An 18,077-nucleotide genomic window follows, 5' to 3' on the forward strand; every position below is an offset into this window, starting at 1 on the left:
CCACGCCGCGGGCACCGGCGACAACGGCCTCATCGCCACCATGGACCCGGAACGCCTCGACCGGGTCCTCGCCCCCAAGGCCGACGCCGCCTGGCACCTCCACGAGCAGACCGAGCACCTGGACCTGCCCCTGTTCGCCCTCATCTCCTCCGCCGGCGGCCTCACCATGGCGGCCGGGCAGGCCAACTACGCGGCGGCGAACACCTTCCTCGACGCCCTCGCGACGTACCGCCACGCGCAAGGCCTCGCGGCCCAGTCCCTCGCCTACGGGCTCTGGGCGGGCACCGGCCTCGGCCAGTACGTCTCCGACACCGACGTGAAGCGCATGGAGCGGCAAGGCCTGCCGCCGCTCCGGGCCGAGGAGGCACTGGCCCTCTTCGACGCGGCCTGCGCCTCCGGCCGGCCCGCCACCGTCCCGCTCCACGTCAACCGCACCGCCCTCCAGGCGCGCGCCGACCGGCTCCCCGCACTGCTGCGGCCGGCCACCACCCCCGCCCAGCGCCGCACGGCCGGGGCCAAGAGCGCCGAGACGGAGCTCATCTGGCTCCGGATCGGCCAGGCGCCGCAGGCCGAACAGGAAGCGGCCCTGCGCGAGCTCGTCCAGAAGCGCGCCGCCCACCTGCTGGGCCACGCCAGCCCCACCGCCATCGACGTCGAGCGGGGCTTCCTGGAGTCCGGGTTCGACTCGCTCAGCGCGATGGAGCTGCGCAACGCCCTCATGAAGGACACCGGGCTCCGGCTGTCCCCGATGGTGGTGTTCGACAGCCACAGCCCGGCGCAGCTCGCCAAGGTGCTGCTCGCCGAATACGCCGAGCAGGGCATCCGTACGACGGCCACCGAGGCCACCGCCCCCGGCACCCCGTCGGCGGCCTCCGGCAGCGCCGCGGCTCCTCGGCCGGCCCGGGGAGCGGGGGAGACCCTGCGCGACCTGTTCCACGGCGCCGTGGTCGCCGGACACGCCGACAAGGGCTTCGACCTGCTGCGCGCGGCCGCGGCCGTCCGGCCGTCCTTCGAGACGGCGGCCGAGCTGGAGCGCGTACCGGCAGCGGCGCGGCTCGCCGACGGTGCGGAGGGCCCGCACCTCATCTTCGTCAACACGCCGATGGCGACGGGCGGGGCCTACCAGCACGCGCGCCTCGTCTCCCACCTCCAGGGCAAGCGCAAGGTCTCCGCCCTGCCCATCCTCGGCTTCGACGCGAGCGAGAGCCTCCCGGCCACCCCGCAGGCGGCCGTCGAGGGCCTGGCCCGTACCGTCCTGGAGGCCGCGGGCGACGAGCCGTTCGTCCTGATCGGCTACTCCTCCGGCGGCACCCTCGCCTACGCCACCGCCGGGCACCTGGAGCGCGCGTACGGGATCCGCCCGCACGGCGTGGTCCTGCTCGACACCTACAACGTCCACGACGGCGAGAGCGAGGGCGTCCCGATGGACGGCCTGGCACTCGGCATGTTCGACAAGGAAGCGGCGTTCGGGGAGTTCGACACCACCCGGCTCTCGGCCATGGGCCGCTGGGTGGAACTCGTACCGAACCTGCCGCTGGACAGCGTCGCCGCGCCCGTCCTGTTCGTCCAGTGCACCCAGTCGTTCGTACCGGACGGCGACGACCCCTCGCCCGAGCTCACCCAGGGCAAGGCCGAGCCCTGGGAGCCCGCCCACACGCTGCGCCCCGTCGCCGCGAACCACTTCACCATCGTCGAGGAGCGCGCGGACGACACCGCCCGGGTGCTCGAGGACTGGCTCGTCTCCGACGCCCTCGACGCCGCACCGACCGCCCGCCCGACCACCACCCAGAAAGCGATGTGAGACGACGGTGGCACTCAAACCCAAAGGCACCGTGCCCTTCGGCCCGTACGAGACCTGGTACCAGGTCACCGGTGACCTCCAGTCGGAGCAGCCCGCGCTCGTCGTCGTCCACGGCGGGCCCGGCAGCACCCACGACTACCTCAAGAACCTGAAGGAGCTGGCGGCGCACACCGGACCGGTCGTCCTGTACGACCAGCTCGGCAACGGCGGCTCCACCCACCTGCCCGACAAGGGACCCGACTTCTGGACCCCGGAGCTGTTCGCCGACGAGCTCGCGAACCTGGTCACGCGGCTGGGCATCGCCGACAACTACGTCCTGTTCGGGCAGTCCTGGGGCGGTCTCCTCGTCACCAAGTTCGCGGCGGCCCGCCCGGCCGGCCTGCGCGGCCTCGTCATCGCCAACGCCCCCGCCTCGTACCCGCTGTGGCTCCAGGAGGCGGAGCGGCTGCGCGCCGAACTGCCGCCCGGCGTCAACGAGACGCTGCTGCGCCACGAGGCCGCGGGCACCACGGACAGCGACGAGTACCACAACGCGATGCGCCCCTTCTACGAGAAGCACGTCTGCCGGCTCAAGCCGTGGCCGCGGGACTACCTGGCCTCGTTCTACGAGGTCTACAACGACCCGACGGTGTACTACGCGATGAACGGCCCGAGCGAGTTCCACGTCAACGGCACCCTCAAGGACTGGTCGGTCGTCGGCTACTGCCCGCAGGTGGCCGTGCCGACGCTGCTCATCTCCGGGCGCCACGACGAGGCGACCCCGGCGACGGTCCAGCCGTTCCAGGACCTGATCCCCGACGTCCGGTGGGTGATCTTCGAGGAGTCCAGCCACCTCCCGCACCTGGAGGAGCCGGAGCTGTTCCAGCAGGTGATGAAGGAGTTCCTCGGCTCGCTGGCGGGCGCGAAGGAGAAGGAGAAGGAGACGGTGGGCCATGGAGGCAACTGACCGCACGGGCAGCGCCCTGGTCTTCCCCGGCATGGGCCCCGTCCCGTTCGCCGAGGTCGCCAAGTTCATGCTGGTGAACCCGTTCGCCCGCAAGCTCTTCGCGGAGGCGGACGAGGTCCTGGGCTACTCGCTCTTCGAGCGGTTCAAGCAGGCCGAGGGCGACTACTCCGAGTACGCCCAGGTGGCGTTCCTCGTGAACTGCCTCGCCCTTGCCCAGTGGGTGGAGCACGAGTTCGAGGAGCAGCCGGCCTTCTGCACCGGCCTGAGCTTCGGCGAGAAGGCCGCCGCCGTGCACTCCGGCGCGCTGTCCTTCGCCGACGGCGTCCGCTTCACGGCCCGTTTCGCGCACACGCTCGACGCGTACTTCGCCGAGGAGCACCCGGAGGAGGTCGCCACCCAGTCCTTCGCGCGGACCCCCCGGGCCCGCCTGGACGAGGTGCGGGCCGAGCTCACCGAGCAGGGCGAGTGGCACGACGTCACCTGTGTCGTGGACGAGGACTTCGCGATGCTCACCCTGCGCAAGTCCCGGCTGGAGTGGCTCCAGCAGCGCCTGCGGGCGCTGGGCGGCATGCCGCTGTACGTGATGGAGCCGCCGCTGCACTCGCCCGCGTTCGGCGGCCTGCGCCGGCGGGTCGAGGAGGAGGTCCTGGCGGGGCTGTCGTTCCGGGACCCGCACCTGCCGGTCGTCGCCGACCAGGACGGGGCGGTGCTCACGACCGGAGAGCAGGTACGGAACCTGCTGCTGGACGGCTGCGTCCGGCCGGTCGACTGGCCGGGCGTGCTCGGCTCGCTGCGCGACAAGGGCGTCGGGACCCTCTACGTGGCCGGGCAGGACGCCCTGTTCGGCCGGGTGGGGGCGGCGACCCGCAACTTCAAGGTCGTACCCGTCAACCCCCGGCTGGCCATGCGGCCGCGCCGCCGGACCGCGACCGCCGCCTGAGGGCGGCGGCCGCGGCCGCGGCGGCGCGGGCCGTGGTCGGCGGTCAGCGGTTGCCGGTCAGCGGTTGGCCGCCCCGGACATCTTGCCGATCTGCTCCCACAGCACCGCGGGGGTGGCGAAGGTGTCCAGGGACAGCGCCTCGTCCACGAACCGGACGTCGTACGCCTGCTCCAGGGATCCCAGGAGCTCGACCACGCCGAGGGAGTCCAGCCCCACGGCCCGCAGATCGGTGTCGGCCTCAAGCGGTTCGTCCGCGCTGAGGAACGGCAGGTACTCCCGCAGAAGCTCCTCGAAATTGTTGTCCCAGCCCTTGTCCCAGCCCATGGTGACCCCAGTCTTTTCCGCTGTGTCGGTCGTCGGTTCGACGTTTCCCAAGCACGTGACGCTAGGACCGCCGAACACGCCCCCGGAACCCCGGCCGGACCCCTAACCCGCGAAGAACGCACGCACACATCTCTTTCGGATCCTTCGGAGTGATCATGTCTGACACCAAGCGCCAGGCCTTGTACGAGCGCTTCCGCCGCGGACTGGCCCTGTCCCCCGACCGCCCCGCCCTGCGGATCGGCGCCGAGTCGTACACGTACCGGGAACTGCACGAGCAGGCCCTCACCTGGGCCGGCTCCCTCGGTTCCGCCAAGGTCGTCGGCGTCCTCGCGGGCAAGAGCGTGACCGCGTACGCCGGCATCCTCGGCGGGCTCTACGCGGGCGCCACCGTCGTCCCCCTGCACCCCGACTTCCCCGCCGTCCGCACGGGCCGCATGCTCGAACTCTCCGCCGCGGCGGCCCTGATCGTCGACGACCAGGGCCGGGCCGCCCTGGGCGACATCGACATCCCGCTGGTGGAGCCGGATCCGGCGAAGGCGCTCACCGAGCCCCGCGAGGTGGAGGCGGCCGACACCGCCTACATGCTGTTCACGTCGGGCTCCACGGGCCGCCCCAAGGGCGTGCCGATCAGCCACGGCAGCACGCACCACTACTTCGAGCTCCTCGACGCCCGCTACGGCTTCACCCCCGAAGACGTCTTCACGCAGACCTTCGACCTGAACTTCGACTGCGGCATGTTCGACCTGTTCTGCGCCTGGGGCGCGGGCGGCGTCGTCGACGTCGTACCGCCGAGCGCCTACCTGGACATGCCGGCCCACCTCGAAAAGCGCGGGATCACCGTCTGGTTCTCCACCCCCAGCGCCATCGGCCTCATCCGCCGCATGGGCGGCCTGACACCGGGCGCCCTGCCCACCCTCCGCTGGAGCTTCTTCGCCGGCGAGGCGCTGCGCGTCCAGGACGCCGCCGACTGGCAGGCCGCCGCGCCCGCGTCCACCCTGGAGAACATCTACGGGCCGACGGAGCTCACCGTCACCATCACCGGCTACCGCTGGGACCCGCAGACCTCGCCCGGCCAGGCGGTCAACGGCCTCGTCCCGATCGGCGCCGTCCACCCAGGCCACGACCACGTCCTGCTCGACGAGGACGGCGCCGCGACCGAGGTCGAGGGCGAACTGCTGATCACCGGCCCGCAGATGGCCACCGGCTACCTCGACCCGCAGGACGACGCCGGCCGCTTCGTCGAGCGCGAGGGCCGCGTCTGGTACCGCACGGGCGACCGGGTCCGCCGGCTGCCCGGCGGCGACCTGATCTACCTCGGCCGCCTCGACTCCCAGGTCCAGGTCCAGGGCTGGCGGGTCGAGCTCGCCGAGGTCGACCACGCGCTGCGCGCCGTCGAGGGCGTGGAGGACGTGGTCACGGTCGCCCGCCCGGTGGACGGCAGCACCGAACTGGTCGTCTTCTACACGGGGGAGATCCAGCCGCCGGCCTCACTGGCCCGGAGCCTGCGCGAGGTCCTCCCGCACGGCATGCTCCCCCGCCGTTTCGAACACGTCCCGGAGTTCCCCCTGAACTCCAACCGCAAGGTGGACCGCCCGGTCCTCGCGGCCCGAGCCGAATCCCTCCTCACCCCCCGCCGCCGCGCCGCCTGACCCGCCCGGGCCACTCCCGCGGCCCCACCGCCCGCCGGTGGGGCCGCCCGCCAGGCGGTGCAGGGGCGCGGGCGGGTGCAGGGGTGCGGGCGGTGCAGGGGTGCGGGCGGTGCCCCGGCGCGGGCGAGGGCACGGACCGGAAAAAATCTTCGGCGGGGATGTCGAGAACCGGGCGCCGGCTCCGTCCCAGGGGTGAGCGCGGCCAGAATGGACGCGTCGGACCCGATCGAGGAGAACCGTCATGGCCAAGTACCTGCTGCTGAAGCACTACCGCGGCGCCCCGGCCCCGAGCAACGACGTCCCCATGGACCGCTGGACCCCGCAGGAGGTCTCCGCGCACATCCAGTACATGCGCGACTTCGCCGCGAAACTGGAGCAGACCGGCGAGTTCGTCGACGCCCAGGCGCTGGCGCCGGAGGGCACGTTCGTCCGGTACGACGGCGAGGGGCGCCCGCCCGTCACCGACGGCCCGTTCGCCGAGACCAAGGACCTGATCGCCGGCTGGATGGTGATCGACGTGGAGACGTACGACCGGGCCCTGGAACTCGCCGCCGAGCTGTCGGCGGCCCCCGGCGCCGGCGGCCGGCCCATCCACGAGTGGCTGGAGCTGCGTCCCTTCATGACCGAGCTCCCCACCATCACGGAGTGACCGGCCCCCACGCCCCCGCTGACCGCCCCACCTCCGGCTCCCGCCACCTCCGGCTCCCGCCACCCCCGGCTCCCGCCACCCTCGGCGGAGCCGCCGGTGGCCGGATCTCGCCGGTGTGCGATCGAACGTGATCCGGAGCACGTGCCGAACCTTTACCCTCTGATGCACTTGTCCGCGTTCACAAGCTCACGACGCCCGGCCGACGCATGACGTCCGCCGCCGTGGTCGATCGCGCAGCTGTTCTTCCGGGGGGCCGCATGAACATCGAACTCGCCGATCTGCTCACCTCGCTCCGGTCGGAGATCAACCGCGCCCGCATCGACGCGGCCAACCAGGACGTGCGCTTCAAGATCAACTCCATTGACCTGGAACTGCAGGTGGCGGTCGAGAAGACCGGCGAGGGCAACGCCGGCGTGCGCTTCTGGGTGGTGTCGCTCGGGGGCAAGGCGACGGCCAAATCCGCGGAGACCCACACGGTGAAGATCGCGCTGACCGCCCAGACAGCAGGGGGTGAGGCCGTCCTCACCGGTGACGACATCTCCGACCTCTTCTGAGTCCGGTCGGCCGCTGCATGAGTTCCGTCGACAAGAGCCGGGTGGCCCAGGTCATCGTCCGGCAAGAAGACAGCATCGAATTCGGGTCGGGCTACCGGATCAGCAACCGCCTGATCCTCACCGTGGCCCATCTGTTCGAGCGTCGCTATCACGCTTGCACGGTGCTGCTCGGCAACGGCAAGGACGGGCTCCCCGCCACACTCGTGTGGCGGGGAGGCGCACAGCGCCAGGACCTGGCACTGTTGCAGCTCGACGCCCTGCCCGCGGGGCTCCCTTCGGTCTCCGGCCTGTCCATCGGACGCCTGCCGGACGGGGTGGGAAACGTGCCGTTCGTCGGGGTCGGCTTTCCGGTCCTTGCGCAGCGGGCCGAATCGGCCAGATACCAGGGGCTCGACCGGCGGGACAGCAGGCAGATCGACGGCCTGGTCAACCTCGGGTCCAACATGAAGTCGGAATTGCTCGACCTCACCATCACCTCCGCGCCGCCTCCCGAGCCGGCCGACGGGAAGGACCCCTGGAAGGGGATCTCCGGCACGGCCCTGTTCGCCCCCGGTGGCTACCTCATGGGAGTGCAGGTCCAGCGACTGATCGCCGCAGGAACCAGCAGCGCGGAGGGCGAGTCCGTGGCCAAGGCCCTCGGCGATCCCGAATTCCTCCGGATCCTCGGAGAGAACTTCGTACGGACGGAGGCGGTGCGGCTGGACGCCCTGCACGATCCGAACCCCGGCCGTCGGCCGCGTTCGGTGGTCTCCCAGCAGGAGCGCATCAGCGGCTTCGGCGACTTCGAGAAGAACTTCACCTCGGAGCGGCTGCCGTTCGTGTCCCCGGGCAGCGAACACGACGCAGCCCCCCACCGGCTGCTCACCCATCTGGTGACCTCGGCGGATCGCGGAGTCCTGCTGGTCGGTGCGGCGGGCTCGGGCAAGAGCCGGACCGGCCTCGAGGTCGGACAGCTCGCCATCGCGGAGGGCTGGCGGGTACTGCACCTCGTGCCCCAGGGGCGGGACGGGGCGGCCGGCGACCAGATCATCGACGAGATCGCCGAGGAGGCGTTCGCGGAGACCAGCTCCGTGCTCGTGGTGATCGATCTCAACGAAACCAACCTCGATCTGCACGCACTGCGCCACCAGCTCCTGCCCATGGCCCGCTCCCGCGCGGTCACCATGGTCCTGCTCGCCTCAGCGCGTCCCGGCTGGCTGCTGGAGGCCGACCGGGCCCTGGTGCACGAACTCTTCGACAAGGTCGACGTACGGCAGGACGAGGAGTTCCAGCAGCTCGTCACCAGGAACGCACTGGAGACCCTGGCACCCACCGCGATCCATCGCCTGGGCACGGACCGCATGCTCGCGGTCTGCGGCAACCGCCCGATCGTGGCGCTCCTGGTCGCGCAGGAGATCGAGCGCAGGGTCAAGGCGGGGCGGTTCTCCATCCCCGAGATGACGGGTCTGCGGTCCGGGGGCGAGCTGACCGCCTGGCTGTTGAACCGGCTGAAGGAGGACGGCCTCACCGTCCCCGCCCGCAGCCCCGGAAGCCTCGTCCCCGCCCGTGCCTCCTTCGGCCTCGTGGCCGCCGCCGCCGCTGCGGCGGCCTGCCCGCAGGGCCACGCAGAAGTGGTCGCTGCCGCCAGGGCAGCCCTCACCGGGGCGAGCCCCGACCAGGTCACGGAGGCCGACGGCATCGTGGCCACCCTGGTCTCGCTGGGCTGGCTGGAGCTCAAGGACGGTGTTCTCTCGGTCGCCCACGACATCGTCGCCGACCAGCTCATGGAATCGGTCGTGCTCCCCGAGCCGACCGCCTGGCCGGACACCGCGGGCACGCGGGCGCTGCTCACCGGCAGCCTCACGGACGCCCGTACCATCGGTCGGTTCTCCGTCAACCTCGGCCGTCTCTTCAACGACCTGGCCCTCGCCGACCGGGCGGCGGCCGTCGAGCCCCTGCTGCGCGAGTGGTTCACCGAGCAGGCCTCCACCATCGGCGACCTGATGTGCGAGGACTCCAACGCCGGCAGCTACGCGCTCGGCGCCCTCTGCTCCGGTCCGCCGTGGGCCGACGCGGCCGTCGCTTGCTGGGACCAGGTGCTCAGCCCCTGGATCGGTGCGTTCGGCGGCGAATACGACGCCCGTCACCTCCTGCACCGCGGGCTGCAGCACCTCCCCGTCGAGGGCGCACAGCTCCTCGTGCCCGCCGCACTCGACTGGCTGGCGCTGAACTGGCGTGCCAGCACCGCCGGTTACGTCGCGGCTCCGCTGCTGTCCCGCATGGACCTGCCGCCCGAGGCGGTGCAGCAGGCCGTCCCCCTGTCGCTGAACTGGCTCAACCGCCACGCCGCGTCCCCGGGCGGCGGCTACGTCCTCCGGCCCCTGCTCGACCGTACGGACCTCGACCCCTTCGAGGCCCGGCGGGTCCTGTCCGCCGCGTACGCCTGGCTGAGCCGGAACGGCACCACCCACAGCGCCGGGTACGTCCTCGATGCCTTCCTCTCGCGTCCGGACCTCAGCCCCGACGAGGTACGGCGCGTCCTGCCGGCCGCCCGCGAGTGGCTCGACCGTCACGCCTCGACCCTGGGCGCCTGGCACGTGCTCCGGTCGCTGCTGCCCCGCCCGGAGCTGGAACCCGACGAGGCGGCGCGGACCGTGCAGGCCGGCCTCGCCTGGCTGGACGCACACGCCGGCACGCCGATGGCCCGGCACGTCGTGAGGGCTGCCGCCACCCGGCTCGACCTGTCCGCCGAGGACGTACGACGCCTCCTGCGCGCCGCCCGAGCCTGGCTGGACGTCCACGGCACGACCATCGAGGCCGACTGGGTCCTGTCCCCGCTGCTCGTCCGCACGGACCTGGCTGCCGAGGACGCCAAGGGGGTCCTGTCCGCCGTCCTGGACTGGCTCGGTCTCCACGCCCGGGAGATACAGGCCGAGTTCGTTCTCGGCCGGCTGGTGGAGCACACCGGCCTGCCGGTCGACGACCGGAGGCGCGCGTGGTCCGCCGTGCTCGACTGGCTCGATTGCCACGCGGACGTCGAACAGGCCTCCTTCATCATCAAACGCCTGCTCAGACTGGTCGACTTTCCCGAGGCCGAAACCCACCGGGTGATCGCCGCGGCCCTGGTCTGGCTCGACCACCACGGCAACGACGCCAGCGCCGGACACATCATCGGCCCGCTGCTCGGCAGCCCCGTCCTGCCCTCGGGCGATGTCCAGCGGGTGCTGCGCACGGCCTTCGACTGGCTGGGATCCCATGCGATCGGCGAGGCCAGCTTCGTGTTCAAGCCGCTGCTCTTGCGGACGGACCTGGCGGCGGCCGATGTCCGCCATGTGGTCGGGGCCGCCCTTTCCTGGCTGGGCCACACCGTGGGGACGACCGACGCGGGCTACGTCTTCAACGTCCTCCTGGCGCGCACCGACTTGACCGAGGGCGAGATCACCGCGGCCCTCTCCGAGGCCTTCGCCTGGCTCGCGCTGCATACCGACACGCCCGATGCCGGCTACGTACTCGCGCGACTGCTCACCCGCCAGGACCTGCCGCCGGCCGACGCCTCACAGGTGTTGCAGGCGGCCCTCGACTGGCTCGGCGACCGTGCCGGTACCGCGGAGGGGCGCGTCGTCCGGGAGGCCCTGGAAGCGCGGGCAGACCTCAGCCCCTCTGAGGGCCAGCGGATGACAGAGGCGCAATTCGCCTGGTTCGCCGCCCACCCGGTCGACCCCCAGGGCAGCCACCTGCTGGTCCCGCTTCTGAACCGCACCGACCTGGACGCGGACCACGCCATGCTTCCGGTCACCACGGCGATGGCCTGGCTCGACCACAACGCCACCATTCCGAACGCCCAGTTCGTCCTCAACGCACTGCTTTCGCGTGGCGATCTGGAGGCCGGCCACGCCCGGCGGGGGATGGAGGCCGCCTTCGCCTGGCTGGACGAGCACGCGTCCACCCCGGAGGCCCGCTTCGTGCTCGCCCCGCTCATGCTCCGCAGGGATCCCGAGTCCATGAAACGCGCCACCCTGCTGGCCGTGGCCTGGCTCGACCAGCACATCCTGATGCCGGAGGCCCAGCGCGTCCTGAGCCCACTGCTGGGCTGCATCACCCTGTCCTCGGACGTGGCCGGACGCTCGGCCGTACACGCACTGACCTGGCTCGAACGCCACGGGTCCGCGTGGGAGGCAGGGTTCCTACTGGAGCACCTGCTCCGCCGTCCGGACCTCGGCATCCGAGAGGCCGGCGGCGCGAAGGAACATGCCCTGGCGTGGCTGTCCGCGCGCAGCGACACCCCTGGCGCGGGCCACGTACTCCAGTCGCTGCTCGGGCGTGCCGACCTGGACCCGGAGGAAGCGTCCCGCGCGATCGCGTACGCGCTGTCCTGGCTGGACCTGCACCCGAGCGCCGGAAGAGCCGGCCACGTCCTGGGCCCCCTGCTCACCCGCGCCGACCTGACGCCCGACCAGGTCCAGCGGGCCACGATCCGCGCCCTGGCCTGGCTGGACACCCAGCCGGGCAGCGTGAGCCTCGGCCATGTACTGAGGCCCTTGCTCGAACGCATCGACCTGACGCCCGACCATGCCCAGCAGTCGGCGACCCGCGCTCTCGCCTGGCTCGAACGGCACGGGGCCGTGCTCAACGCGCACCACGTCCTGGGCCCGCTCCTCGACCGCATCGACCTCACCCCCGCCAACGCCCGGCGGGCCTTCTCCATCGGTGCGACCTGGCTGGACCACCACGCCATGGCTGCGCGCGCGAGGTTCGTCCTCGCTCCGTTCCTCAAGCGCGCCGAGGCCACCGCCGAAGAGGTCCGGCGCGCCCTCGTGATGGCCCTGGCGTGGCTGGGCTCCTACGGCAACGCACACGGCGCCCCCATCGTCCTGAACGCCCTGCTCTCACGTGACGACCTCGGCGCTGATGACGCGGCCAACGCCGTCACGGCCTCCTTCGCCTGGCTGGACCACCACGCAGGGACCGCCCGCGCCCGCTACGTCCTGGCCCCGCTCGTCGCCCGCACCGACCTCCCGCCCCCGGCCGCCCACCGGGCCGTCTCTCTCGCTCTCGCCTGGCTGGACGGCTACGGCTCGACGGAGAAGGCCGCCCTCCTTCGTGACGTCCTCACGGCCCGCTCCCCCCTGCCCCCCGCCGAAGCCTCCGGCCCGACGACCGCCCCGGCCGGCCCTTCGCACCCGGGCCCGGGCAAGGGGGAGGACCCGCGACCCGGTTCCGAGGACACCGTGAACGCCGGCACCACGAGCTGAGCGGCCGCACGGCGTGCCCGAGATCAGGCCGGGGTGGGGGTGACGGGTTCCAGGCCCATCGGGAGGTCGCCCCGGGAGGTGATCTGGAGCTTGCGGTAGACGCGGGTCAGGTGCTGTTCGACCGTGCTGACCGTCAGGTAGAGCTTCGCCGAGATCTCCCGGTTCGTCAGGCCCTGGGCCGCCAGCGTGGCGACCCGCTGTTCCGAGCTGCTCAGTTTTGCCGTGGTGCCGGTCGCCGGCGTCGCCTCCGCCGGGGCGCGGTCCCGCGAGGCCGGGGCGGCCAGCGGGGCGTCGGGGAGGATCTCCCGGCACAGGGCCGTGGCCTCCGCCTCCTTCGCCAGGTTCCACGCCGAACGGATCATCGCGCTGCCCTTCGCCGGAGAACCGTCCGCCTGCAGCGCCCGGCCCAGCTCCGCCATCGCCCGCGCCGCCTCCACCCGGTCCCCGGAGCGGTGCAGCGCGTCGAGCGCCTGCCCCAGGACGGCCGTACGCCGCTTGGGGTCGCCGGCCAGCGCCTTGATGCGGAGCGAGACGCCCCGTACGTACGGCCGCTGCGCATCCGGCAGGGCCAGCTGCTGGAGGGCGAGCTGCTCGGCCCGCACCCCCTCGCCCAGCCGCAGCAGCGCCTCCGCCGCGTCGGTGCGCCACGGCAGGAACGCCGGACGGTCCACCCGGCCGCCCTCCATGAGCCGCCCCACTTCCAGGAAGTCCGCGAGCGCGGCGTGCGGCTGGTTGACCGCCAGCCGGTACAGGCCGCGGGCCCGCAGGAACGCCAGCCCGTGCAGGCCGGTGAGCAGCCCCTTCGGCACCTGCCGGTCGGCGAGCCGGGAGGCCTCCGTGAACCGGCCCATCGCCGTGCACGCCCGGATCAGCACCGCCGCCGGCGCGCACGGGAAGCTCCCGCCGCGCTCCGGCAGCGCCTCCAGCGCCGCCGTCGCGTGCGTGTAGGCGCCCCGCAGATCGCCCATCCGCAGCAGCGCCTCGGCGTGCAGCGCGGCGAACACCGCGCTCCAGCCCGGCGCCTGGCAGCGCCGGGCCTCCTCCAGGAGGTTCCGGCTCCACGGCACGGCCCGCTCGGGGTGCTCCGAGCAGATCAGCGACCGCAGGGCCTGCGCGAGCGGAGCCACCGTGGCATCGGTCAGCCGGGCCGACTGCAGCAGCCGCTCGCCCACCGCGGCCGTGGCGTCCACCAGCGTGTCCAGCGCGGAGGCGGCCGGCTCGCCGACGGCCGCCGGCAGCAGGGCGGCGGCCTCGGCGATCTGCCCCTGCGCGAGCAGCAGCGCGGCCAGCGGCTGCACCTGCTCGGCGTCGAGCAGACCGGCCCGCGCCGCCTCCAGCAGCTCGCCCAACCGCCGTTCCGCGGCGGCGGGATCGAAGCGGGCCGTGATCTGCGCGAGCCGCACCAGGATCCCGCGCTCCACGTGTTCGTCGCCCGGCCCGCGCGCGGCGAGTTCCAGCAGCCGCGCCGCCTCGCGCGCGTCGCCCCGTACGAGGAGCTCCTCGGCCGCGTCCCGCAGTACGGCGACCTCCGCCGGACCGCAGTCCAGGGGCCGGTCCTCGGCGCAGGCGGCCAGCAGGTGCTCGGCCACGGCGAGCACCGGCCCGCGGTCCTCGCCCAGCACCCGGGCGGCGTCGCGGTGCAGCGCGGTCCGGGTCCGCGGATCGCACTCCTCCAGGGCCGCCGCGCGTGCCGCGGGGTGACGGAACCGCAGGCCCTCCAGCAGGCCCGAGGCCTCCAGCGCGGCCAGCCCGCGCCGGGCCGCCGCCGCGTCGAGGCCGGTCAGCCGGGTGACCCGGGCGGCGGTCGCCTGCTCGCCGAGGAGCGCCGCCGCACGGGCCAGCGCGAGCCCGTCCGGCCCGCTGCGGCGCAGGCACGTCGCGACCGCCTGGGCGAACGGCCCGCCGGGCTCGGGGGAGGGGAACGAGGGTGCGCGGGGCCCGGCCGCCGCCGCCTCGGGCGCGAGCGCGGACGCGGGCGCGGCGGGTGCCTCCCGCCCGGCGGCCTCCTCGACGAGCGCGCGCAGCAGCAGCGGGTTTCCGCCGCTGATCCGGTACAGCTCAGCGGCCTCGGCAGCCTCCGCGGCGTGAGCAGAGCCCCCCGGACGGCCCCGTACGAGGGCCACCTCGGCCGCGGTCAGCCGCTCCAGCCGCATCCGCCGGAAGTGCGGCTGGCGCATCAGCTCGGTGGTGAACGCCGGGTCCTGCGCCGGGGCGTGCACCGCGCCGGCGACCACGACGAGGACCGGGGCGGTGCGCGCGTGCCGGGCCAGGTACTGCACGTACTGCAACGATTCGCGGTCGGCGTACTGGACGTCGTCGACGCAGAGCACGACCGGGCAGTCCAGGCTCAGTTCGCGCAGCTCCGCGCAGAACGCCTGCATCGCCTCGATGCGCGAGGGCGCCCCGGGGCCCTCGGAAGGCCTCGGCAGGGCGAAGACCTGCTCGCTGTTGACGAGCTGGCGCAGCACGCCGAGCGGCACCTGCTGCTCCTCGGGCGCGCCGACCGCGTACAGGACCAGTGCGCCGGCCGCCGCGGCCCGCTCGGCGACGAGGTCGACGAGCGCGCTCTTGCCGCATCCGGTGCCGGCTTCGATCAGGACGATCCGGGACTGCCCCGCGACGCAGTCCGCGAGCGCCTTCTCCAGGAGGTCGATTCCGGCTTCCCTGCCCGTCAATGTCATAGCCGCCCCCGCGATCTGTCGGTCCACCCACCCCTGACCCAGGACAGGATGGAGCCCGCGCGCTACAGAGCAGGTCGAGGAGGAGCGGAGATCGGGGCGGAAACCGGCCAGGACGGCGCGCGCGGACGTTTCAGGGCGCCGGCTGTACGCACAGCAGACCGGCGTCGCGCATTTCCTCGACCCATATGTCGAGATCGGCCCGCGCGTTTTCCGGTGCCGTGTTCCACAATTCGGCGAGCATGTCGGCGGCGATTCCCGCATCGCCGTCGTGGCGGCGCAGCACAATCCACATGGCGGTGCCGACCGGGCCGCACCGGAAACGCCCCGAACCGGCGGCGAAACCGCCACCGGGACCACCGGGGCCACCAGGACCACCGGGACCGCCACCGGAACCCGTCGCGTACGAGGCGTGGAGCTCCAGACAGCCGTCCGCGTCCACGGAAGCGGCGACCACACCAGGCGTCGGTCGGACGCGCACGGCCACCTCCATTGCCGGATCCGAGAACTGTCGGCACCAGCCGATCGAGGACACCTCAAGCTATGGGCGAACGCCCGCCGGATCCATGGTGGCCGCAGCACTCTGGGGTGGCAGCTTCCGCCGACCCCCTACGGAGGGGTGAAGGCCCCCGGGCGGAGATAGGGGGAGCGAACCGGCGCGGGACCGGCGGATCCGGCGAAATACCGCCCCTATTCCGGCAGTAAAGGACGTACGCGCGCAGCATCCGCCCGGGCGTTCAGCTGGGCATCACCCGAAATCACCGGCCCAAACCGGATCGCGGCCGCTTGGCCGAATGGTGCGCGGGCTGCCGGTCGAATGGGGAGGTGAAAAACCGGGTGCCCGGAATTGAGTCCCGGACCCCTTCCCGGCCCCACCGGTCCTGCACCCGTTCTCCACCCGTCCTCAAGCGGTTCTGGACGCGAGGGCGAGCACGTCCGCGCCGAGGAGCGAGAGCCGGTGCGGCGGCTCAACGGGCGGTCGAGTCTGACGCGATCGCGGTTCGCGAGGCTGGCTCCTGCCCTGCTCATCCTCGGAGGTACCAGGTGAATCCGCCCACACCCGTCATCACCGACGCCGTCCCCAGCCAGAGCGGGACAGGGTCCACGGAAGGCCAAGGGTCCACGGAAGGGCCCACGCACGGCCCAGGGCCCAAGGAAGTGCGCCGCCTGGACCGGGTGATCATCCGCTTCGCGGGTGACTCGGGGGACGGTATGCAGCTCACCGGCGACCGGTTCACCTCGGAGACGGCGACCTCTCCACGCTGCCGAACTTCCCGGCCGAGATCCGTGCCCCCGCCGGCACCCTGCCGGGTGTGTCGTCGTTCCAGCTGCATTTCGCCGATCACGACATCCTCACGCCGGGCGACGCCCCGAACGTACTGGTCGCGATGAATCCGGCGGCGCTGAAGGCGAACATCGCGGACGTACCGCGCGGCGCCGAGATCATCGTCAACACCGACGAGTTCACCGAGCGCAGCATGGGCCGCGTCGGCTACGCGACCTCCCCGCTGGAGGACGGCTCCCTCGACGCCTACCAGCTGCACCCGGTGCCGCTGACGTCCCTGACGATCGAGGCGCTGAAGGAGTTCGGGCTCTCCCGCATGGAGGCGGGCCGCAGCAAGAACATGTTCGCGCTGGGGCTGCTGAGCTGGATGTACCACCGCCCGACGGAGGGTACGGAGGCGTTCCTGCGGCAGAAGTTCGCGAAGAAGCCGGACATCGCCGAGGCGAACGTGGCCGCGTTCCGCGCGGGCTGGAACTTCGGCGAGACGACCGAGGACTTCGCGGTCTCGTACGAGGTGGCCCCGGCGACCCGGGCCTTCCCGGCGGGCACGTACCGGAACATCTCCGGGAACCTGGCCCTGTCGTACGGGCTGATCGCGGCGAGCCGGCAGGCGGACCTGCCGCTGTACCTCGGTGCGTACCCGATCACCCCGGCGTCGGACATCCTGCACGAGCTGAGCAAGCACAAGAACTTCGGCGTGCGGACCTTCCAGGCGGAGGACGAGATCGCCGGCATCGGCGCGGCGCTCGGCGCGGCCTTCGGCGGCGCCCTCGGGGTGACGACGACCTCGGGTCCCGGTGTGGCCCTGAAGTCGGAGACGATCGGTCTGGCGGTCTCCCTGGAACTGCCGCTGCTGATCCTCGACATCCAGCGCGGCGGCCCGTCGACGGGCCTGCCGACGAAGACGGAGCAGGCTGACCTGCTCCAGGCGATGTACGGGCGCAACGGCGAGGCCCCGGTGCCGGTCGTGGCCCCGCGGACGCCCGCCGACTGCTTCGACGCCGCCCTGGAGGCGGCGCGGATCGCGCTGACGTACCGGACGCCGGTCTTCCTGCTGTCCGACGGGTACCTGGCGAACGGCTCCGAGCCCTGGCGGATCCCGGACGTGGAGGAACTCCCGGATCTCCGCGTCCCGTTCCAGACGACCACGAACCACGTACTGGCGGACGGCACCGAGGTGTTCTGGCCGTTCAAGCGCGACCCGCAGACCCTGGCCCGGCCGTGGGCGGTCCCGGGCACGCCCGGACTCGAACACCGCATCGGCGGCATCGAGAAGCAGACCCGGCCAACCACGACTTCATGGTCCGCACCCGCCAGGCCAAGATCGACGGGATCCGGGTCCCCGACCTGGAGGTCGACGACCCCGACGGCGCCCGGACCCTGGTCCTGGGCTGGGGCTCCACCTACGGCCCCGTCACCGCCGCCGTCCGCGAACTCCGTACGGTCGGAGAGGCCATCGCGCAGGCCCACCTGCGCCACCTCAACCCCTTCCCGAAGAACCTCGGCGAGGTCCTCAGGCGCTACGAGCGCGTCGTCGTCCCCGAGATGAACATGGGCCAGCTCGCCAGGCTCCTGCGCGCCGACTTCCTCGTCGACGTCATCTCCTTCACCCAGATCAACGGCATGCCGTTCAAGGCCGGACAGCTGGCCGACGCCATTCAGGAGGCGAACCGTGGCCAGTGAGCTCCTCAACCTCGTGCCCAAGGCCGAGACCAAGCAGTCCATGAAGGACTTCCGCTCCGACCAGGAGATCCGCTGGTGCCCCGGCTGCGGCGACTACTCGGTGCTCGCGGCGGTCCAGGGCTTCATGCCCGAACTGGGGCTGGCGAAGGAGAACATCGTCTTCATCTCGGGGATCGGCTGTTCCTCGCGTTTCCCGTACTACATGAACACGTACGGGATGCACTCGATCCACGGCCGTGCCCCGGCCATCGCCACCGGGCTGGCCACCTCGCGCCGTGACCTGTCGGTGTGGGTGGTCACCGGGGACGGCGACGCGCTGTCCATCGGCGGAAACCAC

At 72.5% G+C, this 18,077-nt stretch carries 11 protein-coding genes and 1 pseudogene; 9 read left to right on the forward strand and 3 right to left on the reverse strand.

Annotated elements, in window-relative coordinates; genetic code table 11:
* The 3 genes from ADK52_RS02260 to ADK52_RS02270 all read left to right on the forward strand — a co-directional run.
* Positions 1-1,801: KR domain-containing protein (locus ADK52_RS02260; protein WP_234343267.1), on the forward strand; the 1,801-nt coding region annotated here is incomplete at its 5' end.
* 7 nt (positions 1,802-1,808) lie between these two features.
* Positions 1,809-2,747 carry a proline iminopeptidase-family hydrolase gene (locus ADK52_RS02265; RefSeq protein WP_053688079.1) on the forward strand — a complete coding sequence of 313 codons (939 nt, stop codon included), beginning with the start codon at positions 1,809-1,811 and terminating at the stop codon, positions 2,745-2,747.
* Positions 2,734-3,687, forward strand: coding sequence for an ACP S-malonyltransferase (locus tag ADK52_RS02270; protein WP_182508929.1), 954 nt, complete (start codon positions 2,734-2,736; stop codon positions 3,685-3,687). The genes ADK52_RS02265 and ADK52_RS02270 overlap by 14 nt, the downstream gene beginning before the upstream one ends.
* Positions 3,688-3,744: 57 nt before the next feature.
* On the opposite strand, the gene ADK52_RS02275 is transcribed toward ADK52_RS02270, so the two are convergent.
* Complete coding sequence (locus ADK52_RS02275) at positions 3,745-4,011, reverse strand: acyl carrier protein (RefSeq protein ID WP_053688080.1); 267 nt, start codon at positions 4,009-4,011, stop codon at positions 3,745-3,747.
* A 155-nt stretch (positions 4,012-4,166) separates the two neighbouring features.
* On the opposite strand from ADK52_RS02275, the gene ADK52_RS02280 reads away from it, so the two are divergent.
* From ADK52_RS02280 to ADK52_RS02295, 4 genes are all read left to right on the forward strand, one after another.
* Positions 4,167-5,660, forward strand: coding sequence for an AMP-binding protein (locus tag ADK52_RS02280; protein ID WP_053688087.1), 1,494 nt, complete (start codon positions 4,167-4,169; stop codon positions 5,658-5,660).
* A gap of 241 nt (positions 5,661-5,901) precedes the next feature.
* A complete protein-coding gene (locus ADK52_RS02285) occupies positions 5,902-6,309 on the forward strand; it encodes a YciI family protein (protein ID WP_053688081.1) in 408 nt (135 codons plus the stop codon).
* Positions 6,310-6,566: 257 nt separating this feature from the next.
* Positions 6,567-6,863, forward strand: coding sequence for a trypco2 family protein (locus tag ADK52_RS02290; protein WP_053688082.1), 297 nt, complete (start codon positions 6,567-6,569; stop codon positions 6,861-6,863).
* 17 nt (positions 6,864-6,880) lie between these two features.
* Entirely contained in the window at positions 6,881-12,094 is a 5,214-nt protein-coding gene (locus tag ADK52_RS02295) for a hypothetical protein (RefSeq protein WP_053688083.1), read from the forward strand.
* Between the two features lie 23 nt (positions 12,095-12,117).
* On the opposite strand, the gene ADK52_RS02300 is transcribed toward ADK52_RS02295, so the two are convergent.
* Positions 12,118-14,775, reverse strand: coding sequence for a helix-turn-helix transcriptional regulator (locus ADK52_RS02300; RefSeq protein ID WP_063783754.1), 2,658 nt, complete (start codon positions 14,773-14,775; stop codon positions 12,118-12,120).
* A 130-nt stretch (positions 14,776-14,905) separates the two neighbouring features.
* Positions 14,906-15,265, reverse strand: a complete 360-nt coding sequence (locus tag ADK52_RS42810; RefSeq protein WP_199828433.1) for a PqqD family protein — start codon at positions 15,263-15,265, stop codon at positions 14,906-14,908.
* A gap of 572 nt (positions 15,266-15,837) precedes the next feature.
* Here ADK52_RS42810 and ADK52_RS02310 point away from each other — a divergent pair.
* Positions 15,838-17,740 (forward strand): annotated as a pseudogene (locus tag ADK52_RS02310) (2-oxoacid:acceptor oxidoreductase subunit alpha).
* A gap of 40 nt (positions 17,741-17,780) precedes the next feature.
* Positions 17,781-18,077: thiamine pyrophosphate-dependent enzyme (locus ADK52_RS02315; RefSeq protein ID WP_234343268.1), on the forward strand; the 297-nt coding region annotated here is incomplete at its 3' end.

The organism is Streptomyces sp. WM6372, assembly GCF_001279655.1.
GTDB lineage: Bacteria > Actinomycetota > Actinomycetes > Streptomycetales > Streptomycetaceae > Streptomyces.